Origin of the sequence: Arachidicoccus sp. BS20 (genome assembly GCF_001659705.1) — a bacterium.
In the GTDB taxonomy this organism is placed as follows: domain Bacteria; phylum Bacteroidota; class Bacteroidia; order Chitinophagales; family Chitinophagaceae; genus Arachidicoccus.
The window spans coordinates 900,456-914,915 of the sequence record NZ_CP015971.1; the positions used below are offsets into that span (position 1 = coordinate 900,456).

The 14,460-nt window shown below is 39.1% G+C and carries 10 protein-coding genes; 4 read left to right on the forward strand and 6 right to left on the reverse strand.

What is annotated here, in order from left to right:
• Positions 1-2 precede the first annotated feature (2 nt).
• Together A9P82_RS04155 and A9P82_RS04160 are read right to left on the reverse strand one after the other, a co-directional pair.
• Positions 3-1,544 (reverse strand): PepSY-associated TM helix domain-containing protein, encoded by a 1,542-nt coding sequence (locus A9P82_RS04155; RefSeq protein ID WP_066204451.1) that lies wholly within the window; start codon positions 1,542-1,544, stop codon positions 3-5.
• 72 nt (positions 1,545-1,616) lie between these two features.
• Positions 1,617-4,199: a TonB-dependent receptor gene (locus A9P82_RS04160; RefSeq protein ID WP_066209579.1), complete on the reverse strand. Its 2,583-nt coding sequence runs from the start codon at positions 4,197-4,199 to the stop codon at positions 1,617-1,619.
• A gap of 256 nt (positions 4,200-4,455) precedes the next feature.
• On the opposite strand from A9P82_RS04160, the gene A9P82_RS04165 reads away from it, so the two are divergent.
• The 4 genes from A9P82_RS04165 (at position 4,456) to A9P82_RS04180 (ending at position 9,284) form a co-directional block, all read left to right on the forward strand.
• Positions 4,456-6,861, forward strand: coding sequence for an outer membrane beta-barrel protein (locus tag A9P82_RS04165; protein WP_066204453.1), 2,406 nt, complete (start codon positions 4,456-4,458; stop codon positions 6,859-6,861).
• A gap of 138 nt (positions 6,862-6,999) precedes the next feature.
• Positions 7,000-7,587 carry a nitroreductase family protein gene (locus A9P82_RS04170; protein WP_066204455.1) on the forward strand — a complete coding sequence of 196 codons (588 nt, stop codon included), beginning with the start codon at positions 7,000-7,002 and terminating at the stop codon, positions 7,585-7,587.
• An 83-nt stretch (positions 7,588-7,670) separates the two neighbouring features.
• A complete protein-coding gene (gene gmk / locus A9P82_RS04175) occupies positions 7,671-8,234 on the forward strand; it encodes a guanylate kinase (protein WP_066204456.1) in 564 nt (187 codons plus the stop codon).
• Positions 8,235-8,237: 3 nt separating this feature from the next.
• Positions 8,238-9,284, forward strand: coding sequence for an ABC transporter permease (locus A9P82_RS04180; RefSeq protein WP_066204457.1), 1,047 nt, complete (start codon positions 8,238-8,240; stop codon positions 9,282-9,284).
• Between the two features lie 17 nt (positions 9,285-9,301).
• Here the strand turns inward: A9P82_RS04180 and A9P82_RS04185 are convergent, their stop codons facing one another.
• The 4 genes from A9P82_RS04185 to A9P82_RS04200 all read right to left on the reverse strand — a co-directional run bounded on the left by A9P82_RS04185 (position 9,302) and on the right by A9P82_RS04200 (position 14,460).
• Positions 9,302-10,264, reverse strand: a complete 963-nt coding sequence (locus A9P82_RS04185) for a bifunctional helix-turn-helix transcriptional regulator/GNAT family N-acetyltransferase (protein WP_197492235.1) — start codon at positions 10,262-10,264, stop codon at positions 9,302-9,304.
• 62 nt (positions 10,265-10,326) lie between these two features.
• On the reverse strand, positions 10,327-10,635 hold the full coding sequence (locus A9P82_RS04190) for a YHS domain-containing protein (RefSeq protein ID WP_066204462.1): 309 nt from the start codon (positions 10,633-10,635) through the stop codon (positions 10,327-10,329).
• A gap of 16 nt (positions 10,636-10,651) precedes the next feature.
• Positions 10,652-12,103: a PepSY domain-containing protein gene (locus A9P82_RS04195; RefSeq protein WP_066204463.1), complete on the reverse strand. Its 1,452-nt coding sequence runs from the start codon at positions 12,101-12,103 to the stop codon at positions 10,652-10,654.
• A gap of 65 nt (positions 12,104-12,168) precedes the next feature.
• Positions 12,169-14,460 carry a TonB-dependent receptor gene (locus tag A9P82_RS04200; RefSeq protein ID WP_066204465.1) on the reverse strand — a complete coding sequence of 764 codons (2,292 nt, stop codon included), beginning with the start codon at positions 14,458-14,460 and terminating at the stop codon, positions 12,169-12,171.

A 14,460-nucleotide genomic window follows, 5' to 3' on the forward strand; every position in this document is an offset into this window, starting at 1 on the left:
GGTCAAAATACTTTTAAGCCCGTTTTCATCAGCAATAAATACAAAATTCCATAAACAACCAGAAATGCAAATGACAACAGAAAATATCTTATCGCAAAGCGAATATTTTTCTTAAACGGAGCCAGCACAATTATCGAAACGAATAACACACAGAACGCAACAATAAAATTCAACAAAACCAATACTGCCGAATACACGATAATAAATACAGCAGGCTGCAACACAATGCCCGACAACAGCCCATACAACATACCCATAACCGCACTAATGAATGCAAACCATAACGCATATTTCAGCCCGTTTTTACAATTTTTAAAGATGTATTGCTTCAGCGAAAGAGAGGTTGGCAATATGTCTTTTTTGCGCAGCATTCTTGGCAAGTTCTCCTCTTTATTCAGCACCTTGTTTTTCTTTTGTTTTCTATATCGCGGCAGCCAAATAATAAAACCTGTAACAAACAATGCTGCAGGAATCAGTCCGCAAATCAAAGCCAGTATTTGCGTTGGCAGTCCGCCAAAGCTGCCATAATGCAATGGTGTGAGCCAATTGAAAAAAGCATTCCCTGCTTGCGAAATATCTTTACGGCTGTCAAACAAAATCTTGCCGGAATATTGATCATAAGTAAGTAACTCCAGCTTCCCTGAACGCGGTAGCTTTTTACCTGTGTTCATATATAAAACATAAGTTCCCGTCGAGTCGAGCGGCAGCGACATTCCCTGAACACGAGCGTCTGCAATATCCTTCTCTCCTATTGTAACCATGTTCGCTGGAGAAATTTTTACGGCATGAGCTGCATACACCGATTTTGAACCGAAAGGCTTAGTAGCCTCTTTTGGCGATTGTCCGTTCATTGCATAAAACGTGGGCAACAAAAACGCATACAGCGTAATGCCAATTCCCGTGAGTGTTAGAAAAGTTACAACAGGCGCAGAATAAAATCCGAGAACATTGTGCCAGTCGTAGTTTTGTCTTTTAGCGCTCGCTTTAAAATTCACGGTCAGCACGGTTTTTAGCTGTTTCCATTTTGCAGGAACCCACAATCTTAATCCGGAAACCGTAAGAATAAATAAGCATAATGCAGCCACACAAACAATGTATTGACCCACAACAGGTATCAGCAAAGTTCTATGAATATCCATCACAATATTTATAAAAGCGCTTTCGTACAAGCGTTTCCCGCAAAGGCTTCCATCGTAAGGATTAATAAAAACGTTCTCCTGTGTTTTGTAACAATACGCCTGATACGATGCCGTTGCGCTCGTATCTTCGCCGGAAATATAACTGATTGGATATTGCGGATATTTCTTTTGGAAAATCTCCGCCGCTTCGCCGATGGACATTTTGTGCTGCTTCGCCAATACTTCAAACAATTGCGGATTCAGCGTCCTGTCTATCTTATCACGAAAAACCAAAATGCTTCCCGTAATGCCAACAATAGCTACAATTGCACCCGCAATAATGCCGAGATACAAATGCCATTTGCCAAACCACCTTTGCTGGTGCTTTGCCCAAGTCAGTTTCCGCAATTTGATTTTTTTGAACATAACCCTTTTTTAATGCAATGGCTTCGGCACTTTTTCAAGTCCGAAGCCTGTTGATTTTTATTACAACTTTTATTAAAACTTAAACGAAATACTTCCTACAAACTGACGCAGCATTTGCGGATTCATAGTCGTATAACCAATCCAGTAATGCTTATTTGTAAGATTATTCAATTTTGCAGAAATGGAAAACTTAGGCTCGTCATAGAAAACTGTTGCATTTAAAACAGTATATGCAGGAAGAATAAACTGCCCGTCGGTACGGCTGTTTACAGTGTAAGAATCTCCTACATAGTTTCCTCCAAAACCAATACCTACATTTCTTATGACACCTTTTGGCACTAAATACGATACCCAAAAATTAGCCATATTTTTTGCGCCTGCGGTTACAGGACGTAAGCCGTTTACATCGTCCGACGAGTTGATATATTTACTGTTGTTATAAGCGTACCCGGCAATAACATTTAATCCGTTTACGGGCGCAGCAGTTATATTTGCCTCAAATCCTTTGCTTTGCTGCGTTCCATTTTGTATGGAAAAGTTAGCATGATCCGGGTCTGCACGTACAATATCCTTTACTTTAATATCATAATAGCTTACTGTACCGGAAATTCTTCCATGCGCTGCGTCCAATTTCACACCACCTTCCCATTGATTTGCCTGTTCGGGTTTAAATGTTTTTCCATTAAAATCTGTGCCTGTTTGATTAGTAAACCCATTTTGATAATTACCGAACAAAGACACTTGCTCTTTCACAATCTGGTATATCAATCCGAATTTTGGGGAGAAAGCCGTTTGCCCGAATTTGCCATAATAACTTGCCGTAGTAGCATCATAAGTTCCTTTGTTTTCAAACCTGTCTACTCTTAAACCTGCGGAAACCAGCAACCTGTCTGTAACGTTTAGCACATCATTTGCATAAGCACTATAACTATACGTTTTTGCAGGGTAATTACTACTGCTCAACTGGCTTACTGCAAATAAAGAATCTACTTTCGCACCATTAAAATTGAGATAATTAGGAATGCTTCCTGTTGTAGGAACTACATCAAACGCATCCTGATAAGGAATACCAAAAATATTTCCCGTAGGATTGATATAGTTCATGTTATAATTGTTCATGTAATAATCAATGCCACCCACGAAACGGTTTCTCAACGAGCCAATCTGGAAATCGCCTATAAAGTTTTGTTGTGCTTCAGCAATAGTTTGGCTTCCTACGGGTTTCCAAACCATACGAGCTAAATAATCTGCTCCACCTTGCCCGAAGCTTGGCGCGCCTGCCGCCGCGCTTGTAAGAATATTTGGAACGAGATTCGGAATCAAATAAAAGAACGGCATATAACCTTCGGAACTATTGGTATTGATGGACACATTTGTTTGTGAAGTCCAATCGCTTGAAATTTTGTAATTCATTTGTCCGTAAAAATCAGCTTCGGACATCGTGTTTTTAATATCATTGGTATAAAACGCGCGCTTATAATCAAGATTCAGTTTATCGGCTCTGTCTGTTCCGTAAGCTTCCTCCATATTTTTAGGATAAGCAGCCATAATTTGATCTACAACACTTTGGTCTTTTATGCCGCTTAGCAACAAGCCTTCAATAGTAGATTTTAACTGGCTCGGAGGAAGGAAATAAGTAATGGTAGAACCGCCTGCGTTGGTCGCAGACATGATTTGTGCATCAAAATTAAAGGAAAGTTTGTCGTTCACTTTATAAGATAAACTCGGCGCTACAAAATATCTTTTGTTAAACCCGAAATCCTGAAAAGTATTTTGTTTGTTATAAGAACCATTTATTCTGAAAAGTACATCTCCATCTTGGTCCAAAGGCGTATTCACATCAAAGCTAAGACGGTTCAATCCGTATGACCCGCCGGCATACGTAAGTTCGCCGCCAAATGTTTTATAAGGTTTTTTAGTTACAACATTTATTAATCCGCCGTAAGAAGTAATATTGTTTCCGAACAATGTTGCCGATGGTCCTTTAATCACTTCTACGTTTTCAATGCTGCTTGCATCAATTTCCGTATTTGCATTAGAAACCATACCATTTCTCGCTTTAACCTGTGTTCCAAATCCGCGCAGTGAATAATAAGCGCCGCCAATGCCTGCACGACCAACTGCTTCCCAAAGTTGGGTAACACCTGCTGCATTTTTCAACGCATCGGATACATTGAACGTTAATTGCCGTGCCAATAATTCTTTTGGAATTACCGTATATACCTGTGAATTTTCCGTAGAACTCAATGGCAGCTTTGCAACATAATCACTCGACTGTGAAGCTGCTTTATTTCTGTTTGCATTCACTATCACTTCCTGCAATTGCTGCGCCGTCTCACTAATTACAAAATCCGCATTTAACGTTTCTCCTTCCACAATATCTATTACTTTTTCAATGGGTGCAACGCCTACGGCATTTACTTTTAGCGTCCAATGTCCGGCAGGAATATTTTTAATACTGTAATTTCCGTCATCATCCGTTATGCTTCCGCGCTTGGCTTGTTCAATACTTACCGAAATATATGCAGCAGGCTTTCCGTCTGACGTAGTAATTTTTCCTTTAACCATACCGCCGTGATTATCATCGGCAAACGCAACAGTGCGGCACAAGAATAAAATAAATGTAAATAGAGATAAACGTGTAAAATGTTTCATAATACTTTGATGTGTTAATTCGCCGGCAAAATTGAAACGATTCAAATAAAAGCATTTACGAAATCGGGAAAAACCATTTACGAAATCGGGAATTTTTATTTTTTACCATTCATATAACAAATACAACCGTTTACCGAAAAGCGCTTTTTGCTATTAGGTACAAAATGAATATTTGCGCAAGAAAGAATTGAGATTTGAAAAAAACTGTAACATTTTTTCCTGATTTGCGTCTTTTATATAAATCATCATCTGTCACATGAAATATCTATTGCTATTCGGTTTTACGCTGTTTACATCAACTACCTTTTCACAAAACGTTGTCAAAGGAAAAATCACAGGCACTACCGGAAAACCTGTTGCGTATGCTTTTGTTGCGTTGTTAAAAAACGACTCGTTACACAAAGCTGTTTCTGCGAAAATTGCCGATTCATCGGGGAATTATGTTTTGGAAATACAAGAAAAAGGCAAATTTATTTTGCGTACAACTGCAGTAGGTTACGCAGAAACAAGAGATACGATTGTCGTAAACGATGCATCGCAAGAGATTAATCTGACGATGAAAAAATCGGAAAATAATTTACACGACGTAACCGTTTCCGCACAAAAACCTGTGATTGAAAGAAAGATTGACCGGTTGGTAATGAATGTGGAAAATAATCCGTTGGCAACAGGGAAATCTTCTATGGAAACCATTGGTCTTGCGCCCGGAGTTGTAATTTTCAACAATCAAATTATGCTGAACGGCGTTGCCATTTCAAAGATTATGGTAAACGGAAAAATGCTGCAACTTTCCGGACAAGGACTTGTAAATTATCTTAATTCATTGCGCAGCGACAATATAAAATCGATTGAATTAATGGCACATCCGCCGGCAGAATATGAAGCCGAAGGCGCGGGCGGCATCATTAATATTATTTTAAAACGCCAAACGCAAGCGGGCTTGAACGGCAGTGTTTACGGCAATTTTATTCAAGGCAAAAGATACCCGGGAACGAGCGATGGTGTGCAACTGAATTTCAAAAGCGGCAAAGTGGGATTGTTTGCAAATTATGATTATGACCATGAAAAATTTTATCAGGATTTATCGCAGGAACGCAGCTTTACCAACAATGGAATTTACACGGCGACCGACAACGCGATTAAATACGATGCAAGCAACAGCATTCGCACAGGCTTAACTTACGACATTACAGGTAAGCAATATCTGGCGATTGATTACACAGGCACTTTCAACAATCATAAAGAAAATTTCAAAGCAGAAAGCAATGTAAATTATCCCGAAAACCCCGATAACAACAGCGTTTCCAAAGGATTGTTTCCGAATAGTTTTACCGGGAAATACAATGATGTCGGTTTGAATTATCACATAAAAACCGATACACTCGGCTCTGCGTTTACGCTCCTCTCCGATTATACGCATAACTCAAATAAAGTAAACAACAACGTTACCAATACAACCATTGCAAACGGTGTTTCGACCGACACAGCTTACCGGAATTTTACGCCGTCCACAGCAAATATCTTTACCGCTGACGCTAAATATCTAAAAGTATTCAACACCGCAAACAGCTTGAGTTTTGGCGCAAAACTAAGTGCCACAAGCATCGACAATGAAGCTGCGTTCCAATATCAAAGTCCGTATGGAAGTGAATGGCTGGACAATATTCCGCAAAATTTTATTTACGATTATAAAGAACACATTATTGCCGGATATATAAAATATCAGGGAAGAATTTTGAACACAGATGTGCAGGCTGGTTTGCGCGGCGAGAATACCAATTACACCGGCGAGCTGCACGATACTTCTTACGCAAAAAACGGAAAGAATTATTTCGGTTTGTTTCCGTCCGTATTTTTGAGAAGAACGTTGAACAAAGCGGGCGATGAAAGTCTGACCTTTATTTACACGCGCCGTTTGAGCCGTCCGTCGTTTGACGATTTGAATCCGCACGTTGTGTATGTCGATAATTATACCACAGGTCGCGGCAATCCATATTTGCAGCCGGAATACGATAATTCGTATGAACTGGATTATACTTTAAAAAATAAATACACATTTGTCGCCAATTATTTCCACGCAACGGATGTAATCACAAACGGTATTCATCCTGTAGCGGGAAGTCCCAACCAAATGACGCAACAACCTCAAAATGCAGGCACCTCAACCAAATGGATGTTGAATGCATACATTCCCGTAAAGATTACAAAATGGTGGACAATGGGTAATTATGCGGAATATGATTATCAACATTTGAATGCGCCGGACGCTTATAATATCTCTGAAAATTTAATCACACTTTCAACAACCGCACAGTTTAATTTAGGAAAAGATTTTACCGCAAGCTGGCACACGTTTTATCTAAATAAAATTATTGAAGGCAATGCCGTCATCAATCATATAACCAGAACGAGTATTGCTTTGCAGAAGAAATTTCTCAATCAACGCTTAACAGTGAAAGCCTCTGCCGACGATATTTTCGGCGGGAAAAACGAAAACGTAAGCGGCACATTTTATTACACCGATTTCAATTTACGTTTCCGAAATCAAAACCAATGGCAAAAATTTACGCTCGGCATTGTGTACAATTTCGATTTGGGAAAAACTTTCAAATCACACAAAATCGAAAGCAGCAACGCAGACGAACAAAGCAGGCTGAAATAGTCTGAACCATGATTTAAAGGATTTAATGATTTGCAGGAAATGGGACTGCCTTCTATGTTTCTATGTGGTTAAATGTTATAATGACGTGAAGAGATTCGTTGTCATTATCTTTGCAGCCGTAAATACTCAAAAAGACACATGACAAATTTTGAAATCATCTCAAAAACAATTACCGAAAGGCGCAGTACAAAACCGCAAATTTTTAACGGAAAGAAAATTGATAATGCAGTAATCGAACAATTATTAAATCTCGCAAACTGGGCGCCCACGCACGCTTTCACAGAACCCTGGCGCTTCGTTGTAATGCATGGCGACGGCGTAAAACGCTTTTGCGAAGACCATGCAAATCTCTATAAACAAAACACACCTGAAGAAAAATTCATACAAGCAACGTATGATAAATTAAAAACACAAGGCGATTCAGTTTCGCATATTATCGCTGTATTTTCAAAGCGCGGCGAAAACCCGAATATTCCGGAACTGGAAGAAATTTGTGCAACAGCCTGCGCCGTACAAAATATTTTATTGGGCGCTGAAAGTCTTGATATTGCTGCATTGTGGAGTACCGGAGGACAAATTTTAAAACCTTCGATGAAACAATATCTGAACTTACGCGAAGAAGATACGATGCTCGGAATTTTGTATCTTGGCTACACCGACCAACCGAAACCTGCGGGCAAGAGACTGGTTTCAATGGAAGAAAAAGTAATGTGGTATAGAAGTTAATCAGAACGAGTGCTTGGATGGATTATCATAATCGTCATAAACAATTTGCGTTCTATTGTTTAAATAAATTCGTGTAATAAATAATGAACAAACTCATCATCATCACAGCGCCATCGGGCGCAGGTAAAAGTTCCATAGCGCATTATTTGCTAAGCAAACATCCAAACCTTGCATTTTCAATTTCCGCTGCGACACGTGCACCGCGCGGCAAAGAGCAAAATGGTGTAGATTATTATTTTATGTCTGCCGAAGAATTTCAGGAAAAGATTGAACAAAATAAATTCATCGAATGGGAAATGGTGTATGAAGGGAAATATTACGGCACATTAAAATCTGAACTCGAAAGAATCTGGCACGAAGGTAAAACTCCTATGCTCGACATTGATGTGAAAGGCGCAATTCATGTGCAGAAGCAATTTGGCAGTAATTGCCTTTCCATTTTCATTGAGCCGCCATCAATTGATGCGCTGCGCCAAAGACTGGAAAGCCGGAATACAGATACAAAAGAAAGCATCGAAACCCGCATTAATAAAGCATCATACGAATTATCGTTCAAAAACCATTTTGACAAAATTATCGTGAATGATGAATTGAAACGAGCTTGTATGGAAACAGAAGAAACCATTCAATCGTTTTTAAAAAAGTAATAAATGCTGAACTTCCTTATAAAAAGAATTGCTTACGGCATACTCGTTTTAATAGGCGTAGTGGTGCTTGTGTTTTTTTTATTTCAAGGTTTCGGCGACCCGGCGCGATTGGTTCTCGGACAAAGCGGCGATAGCGCAACCATTCAAAATGTACGCAAAGAACTCGCGCTCGACCAACCAAAATGGAAGCAATTTGTATTGTATCTAAACGACGTCTCTCCTGTTTCCGTCAACACGCAACAGGAAATTAATGATAAACAATTAAAAGGCTTTTTTATTGGCGGTAAAGAAAAAATCGGTATTAAAATTCCTTACCTGCGCCGCTCTTATCAGACAAAACAACAAGTGTCCGAAGTATTGATGGACGCGCTTCCGGGAACAATTATACTTGCGTTTGCAGCAATTGTTGTTGCGATTGTTTTGGGTATTCCTTTGGGAATTCTATCGGCAATCAAAAAAGGAACTTGGCTTGATACTTCTTCTGTTTTTGCAAGCGTGTTGGGCATTTCAGCTCCTTCATTTTTCATCGGAATTATCGTTGCTTATTTGTTTGGCTTTGTGCTGCATAAATATACCGGCTTGTACATGACAGGCAGCCTGTACGAATACGATGCGATTAACGGGAAACATTTAGCGCTGCAAAATTTAATTCTTCCGGCAATTACTTTAGGCATTCGTCCGTTGGCAATTATTGTGCAACTTACACGAAGCACTATGCTCGATGTGCTGAACAAAGATTACATACGCACGGCTTTTGCAAAAGGTCTGAGTAAAAATGCCGTTGTGTGGAAACACGCATTGCCAAACGCGCTGAACCCTGTAATGACTGCAGTTACAGGCTGGTTTGCCGAGCTGCTTGCAGGTGCATTTTTTGTCGAATATATTTTCAACTGGAAAGGCATCGGCAAGACAACTGTTGATGCTTTGGATAATCTTGACTTCCCCGTTGTAATGGGCAGCGTACTGATTACTGCGGCATTTTTTGTAGCCGTAAATATTCTTGCCGATGTGCTTTATGGCATCATTGACCCGAGGATAAGGATTAAATAACGTTTGGTAAAAGAAAATTAGGCTGTGCCTAATTTTAATTCGTATTTTTCTTCATGCAACACTTTCCCCCATTGATGGACTTCGATTGATTCCACAGGAACAAATCCCGCCTTTTTGTACATACTTATTGCCCTTTGCTGCACGTCTGTCGTTAATAAATACACGCTTTTATATTTCCTTGTTTTGCAATAAGATAAAGCTGTATCCAACAATTTGCTTCCGATGCCCGTTCCTCTAAAAACCGGATGAACCAAGAACCATCTTAACTGCGCAAGCTTGATTGATTTACCCAAAATAGCTATACAACCTACTATTTGACCATTGTATACCGCAAGCCAAACCTTATCTTTATCGGAAGAATAATGTTCGAGAAAATCGTAAAAAGTCTTGACTACATAGCCTTCAAATTCCTGCGAGTAACCTGATTCTTGCGCATATAATTTTCCATGCAGATAAATAAGATAGCCAATATCTCCTGGCATTAATATATCTCTGTAAACAACATTCTGAGCAAGCAATTTATTATCGTAATTGTCGGACAGCATACTCTTGATTGTCTTCATTGAACCCACCAACATTTCACTCTCTTCGAATGATAATTTGCCAATAAAATTATTAACTTGTTTGTCCGATTTATCTTGTAAACTTTTCAACAGCTTTTCTCCTGTGGCTGTCAGCTTAATGTTATGAACGCGCCTATCCTCCTTTGAAGAAGACTTTATAATAATTTTATTCTTTATGAATAACTTCACTATTCGACTTAGATAACCTTTATCCAACTTTAATAAATCACCTAATTCCTGCGCCGTGATTGAACACCGCTCGCCAATTTCATATAACACGCGTACCTCAGATAAAGAATATTCGCTTTCTAATATATGATGATTTAATATTCCTAAGTGTGCTGTATAAAAGCGGTTAAAAAGTCTGATTTGCTTAATTTTTTCTCTCATGCCACAAAGATACATAATAGTTGCCAAAAGCAACTATTATATAAGAACAAAAATTTAAAATAATTAATAAGGTACCTTATCAGCAAATACTACAATTTCTCCTTCAAATAGCTTTCAGGGTCTTCCAAAAAGGATTCTTTGCAACCTTTGGAGCAAAAGCCATACACTTTTCCTTTGTAATGAACCGTATCGCCAATGCCCGCAGTTAAAGGCATCCTGCATACAAAATCTTTTTTATTGTCCACCATACTTAATGTATATTTTGCCGAATCCTTTTTCGCCGGCATTGCCTTTTTTGTGGCTGCAACATCTTCTATTTTTGTTGAAGATGAATTGTTGCAAGATGCAGCAATCACAAGGCTTGCAGAGATTGCCACGATTGAAACTAACTTTTTCATTTGTAATTTATTTTGATTAAGAAGATTTCTTTTTCCTTTTGAAATACAAAATTAACCCGAAAACAATCATTACGATTTGAGCCGCCACCCAGAACATCGTGCTGATGTCTTTTGCAGTTTTGCCTGCGAACATCATAAACTCATGCTTATGAAAAAATGCGAACGAATAATCATCAAACTTGCCGACCGGATTAATTTTCTTCCTCAGCTTTGCCGTGGATGTTTCCACAAACACGGTTTGATTGCCACATTTTACTCTCCACACGGGCAATACTTTATCCGCAAAATCATAATCATCGTCAAATGATGTAATAGCAATGGTTTCGGAAGGTTTCATATTATTTTTCAAATAAGTATTTGCCAGATAATCTGCATATAATTCTTCGCCGTTTTGCAACAAAGTATAGTCAGATAAATTGACGAAAAATATTTTCGGTTCATCCACACGCATCTGCTTCATCAAATCTTTTCCGTTGTTTTTATCTTTATTTAAAACCACAGCACGCAGATATAATTGTCCGTTCATTTTTACGAAAGAAAAATCATGAACCGCTTGATGGATTAATTGCTGAACTTTTGCAAAATCAACATTGCTTTCACTTTGCAAAATATTTTGTGATAAAATGAGTTTCCCTGCATCATCCTTTTGCAACTGCGAAAGAATATGCACACCGCCGCTGAACGAAAACAACAATGTAAATAAAGAAGCAAATATAGCCGTAAAACGATGATTACGCCTTCGTTTCAGCGTTTCATTGCCGTTAGGATTTCTTGATTTTGTCGTAAAGAAAATATAGATGCCGATGATACTGTTTACAAATGTCAGCAACATCAACAATGTCATTATTATTACTTTCAACAATGTCAGATTGCCAAGCCAACTCCATGTATGCAGTAATGTAAATACCCGCGTTAAAAAACTTCTCATACTGTTTGTGGCATAAGAAAAACGGCTTTGTTGCGTATCCACATAAACAGTGATTCCATCATCGCGTTTAAAACGTACACGATAAACAGGCAACAGCTTATTGATACGATTGTAATCGCTCGTAAAACCTGTTACAAAATTTATTGCCTGCACATTTAATTTCTCTTTTGAGACAAAATGGTTTGCCAAATATTCAGCATACAATTCGTCGCCGTTTTCCAATTCTTTTCCGTCTGTTGCAGAAAAATAATTTGGTATTTCATCTGCACTTTTTTTTACCTGATAATAAAATTGATTGCCCAGTTCTATTATTCTGCAATTGAAAAAACTATCAATACTATTTTCTTTCAAAACCACGTCCAACGGAAGTTTCAAAGAATTTGAGTCAATGATTATTTGCGGCGATTGCTGTGTCGCAATGCGCGGTCTTATATTCGTCATAATCGGATGAATAAAACCGCTTATTGCCCAAAGTAATACAGGAAACGCAATGATGATACTAAGCTTTCTATGTCGGTTATAAATATTTTTGCGGAGCATAGTAAATTGTTTTTAACCACAGAGAACACAGAGATTTTTGCGCGCTCTGTGGTTAGGTTTATAGTTTATTTTCCGAATTTATAAGACACACCAAACGTAAATGCACGCGGGTCGCCCAACTGATAATTGTAGCCTGAACTTGCGCTATACGTTGATATTACGGAGTAATATTCGTTCAACACATTCAACGCATTTATCCATACTTCGTAATGTTTGCGCGAATAACCAACTCTCAGGTTCAGCACATTGTAACCGTTGTATGTATGCGTGTTTAAATTATCTTCAAAATATTTTCCTACGTGCTGCCATTCCGCACCAATGCGGAAACCCTTTACATAATGCGGCTTATACTCCACTTCCGCATTACCGAAAAAGTTGGGCGCGGTACTCATTTGTTCGCCATTATAATCAACGCCGCTTGCAACGTAATTCACAAAACTGTGTTTGGCGCTTGTGCCTGAAAAACGCAACATCCAATCGCTTGTCGGCGTATAAGTGATGCCGTACTCCAAGCCTTTGTGCCGTGTCTGTCCTGCGTTTTGCGATTGCGAAGTACCGTCGGGCATTCTTACGGAAATGATTTCATCTTTGCCGTTCATCAGATACGCGCTCCAGTCTATGTAGATTTTATTTTGTATTAATGAAAGCCATCCGCCTATTTCATAGTTGGTAAAATTTTGCGGTTTTAAATAAGTGCTGTTTACTTTACCAAACACATCCGTGATTTGCGGTGGCACATAACCCTGACTGAAATTGCCGTAAAAACCGATGCCGTTTATATTGTAAGTAAACCCGACTTTAGGCGCGAGCTTGTGATAATTGGTTACACTCGACGGACCGCCCGTAACCTTTGAACCTGTGAGAAAATTCACAAACGAATATTCAAATGCATCGTAACGCAAGGCTGTGGAAATTCTCAATCCTCTTGCCACCGTAAAATCATAATCGGCGTAAGCGGCTGCATTGGTAACGAGCGTTTTAAAATTTGCCAGCAAAGAATCGGGATTTGTATAACTCACATAATTCCCGTTTTCTTTTTTTACCCAGATAAAATTCTCATTAAACTGCTGTGGCGATACTTCTGCGACGGAACCCACAATCAGCTTGCTTTTCAGAAATTTAAACTGTTGCACATGCTGCAAAAACAAACCGTAAGAATGAAAAGCATTATCATTAATATTGCCTGTTGCCGTATCGTTGGAAACAGGATTTGCAGTAACACCGCCAACGTGGTACGATGCAATTTGATATGCAGGGTTTTGAATCACGGAATTGTTGCGGTACATAAATGTTGCCGTAGTTGTGCTGTGGTCGTTCCACTTATGCGAAATTGTTGAACGCCCTCTGAAAGCATATACTTTTCTGTATGTGAAAAATTTTTGTGCAGCATAATTTTTTTGCGCAAAATGCGCGCTGTCCAGCGAGCCGTACATATCGCTGAAATAATCTACATACGTTACACTGTTTGTCCAAGTGGTGTTACTGTCAATGTGATAATCCAGCCGGTACGTGCTTGCCGATTTATGAAAATCGCTGTACTGAATAATTCCGTTGTTCTGATTGGCATAATAACCGCTTGCGATAAAACCGATTTTTCCCTGTGTAAAACCAACCTGCGCATCGGCTCTTTTATAGCCGTGATTATTCATTTGCGCACTTACATAACCGCTCGCAAATGCAGGCGGCGCCTGCGTTATAAGATTTACCGTTCCTGCAATAGCCTCCGCGCCGTATAAGGCAGACGATGGACCCTTGATAACTTCAATGCTTTTTGCAGCGGTCATATTCATTTCAATCAACGCATTATGATTAAATACGGCTGACGTACGCAACGGAATACCGTCTTCGAGGTACAGGAAAAGATTATTCGTTGTCATCGGCTGGCGAATGCTCATCTCGTGCTGCTCATTGCCGAGGTTAACCATGTTTACGCCGCTTACTTTATTCAGTAAAAAGTCCAGTCGCTGCGCCTTTGTATCTTCAATAGTTTGCTTACCGATAACCGAAATGGCAATAGGCGCTTCGGTTCTTTTTTCAACCGTACGATTGGCGCTTACAACTACTTCGCCTAATTTATTAGTTACAGGTTGTAACGCAATATCTGCACGCATTTCAGCGAGTTTAATTATTGTAGTTGCATAGCCCGTACAGCTTATTTTCAGAGCAGTATCTTTTGTACGAATACTAAATTTACCCGAAGCATCGGACATTACGGAATGTGTATTGTCTGAAACTGTGACGCCGCCGACGGCTTCTTTGCTTACGGCATCGTATATTTTTCCTGTAACGGAAGTTTGTGCAAATAATATTGAAGCCGGTAACAAAAGAAGAAACAATAAAAAAGATTTATATCGCAT

Coding starts and splice junctions, on each gene's coding strand:
- A9P82_RS04155 (WP_066204451.1), bottom strand. CDS start 1,544: ATGTTCAAAAAAATCAAATTGCGGAAACTGACTTGGGCAAAGCACCAG.
- A9P82_RS04170 (WP_066204455.1), top strand. CDS start 7,000: ATGACAAATTTTGAAATCATCTCAAAAACAATTACCGAAAGGCGCAGT.
- gmk (WP_066204456.1), top strand. CDS start 7,671: ATGAACAAACTCATCATCATCACAGCGCCATCGGGCGCAGGTAAAAGT.
- A9P82_RS04165 (WP_066204453.1), top strand. CDS start 4,456: ATGAAATATCTATTGCTATTCGGTTTTACGCTGTTTACATCAACTACC.
- A9P82_RS04180 (WP_066204457.1), top strand. CDS start 8,238: ATGCTGAACTTCCTTATAAAAAGAATTGCTTACGGCATACTCGTTTTA.
- A9P82_RS04190 (WP_066204462.1), bottom strand. CDS start 10,635: ATGAAAAAGTTAGTTTCAATCGTGGCAATCTCTGCAAGCCTTGTGATT.
- A9P82_RS04160 (WP_066209579.1), bottom strand. CDS start 4,199: ATGAAACATTTTACACGTTTATCTCTATTTACATTTATTTTATTCTTG.
- A9P82_RS04195 (WP_066204463.1), bottom strand. CDS start 12,103: ATGCTCCGCAAAAATATTTATAACCGACATAGAAAGCTTAGTATCATC.
- A9P82_RS04200 (WP_066204465.1), bottom strand. CDS start 14,460: ATGCGATATAAATCTTTTTTATTGTTTCTTCTTTTGTTACCGGCTTCA.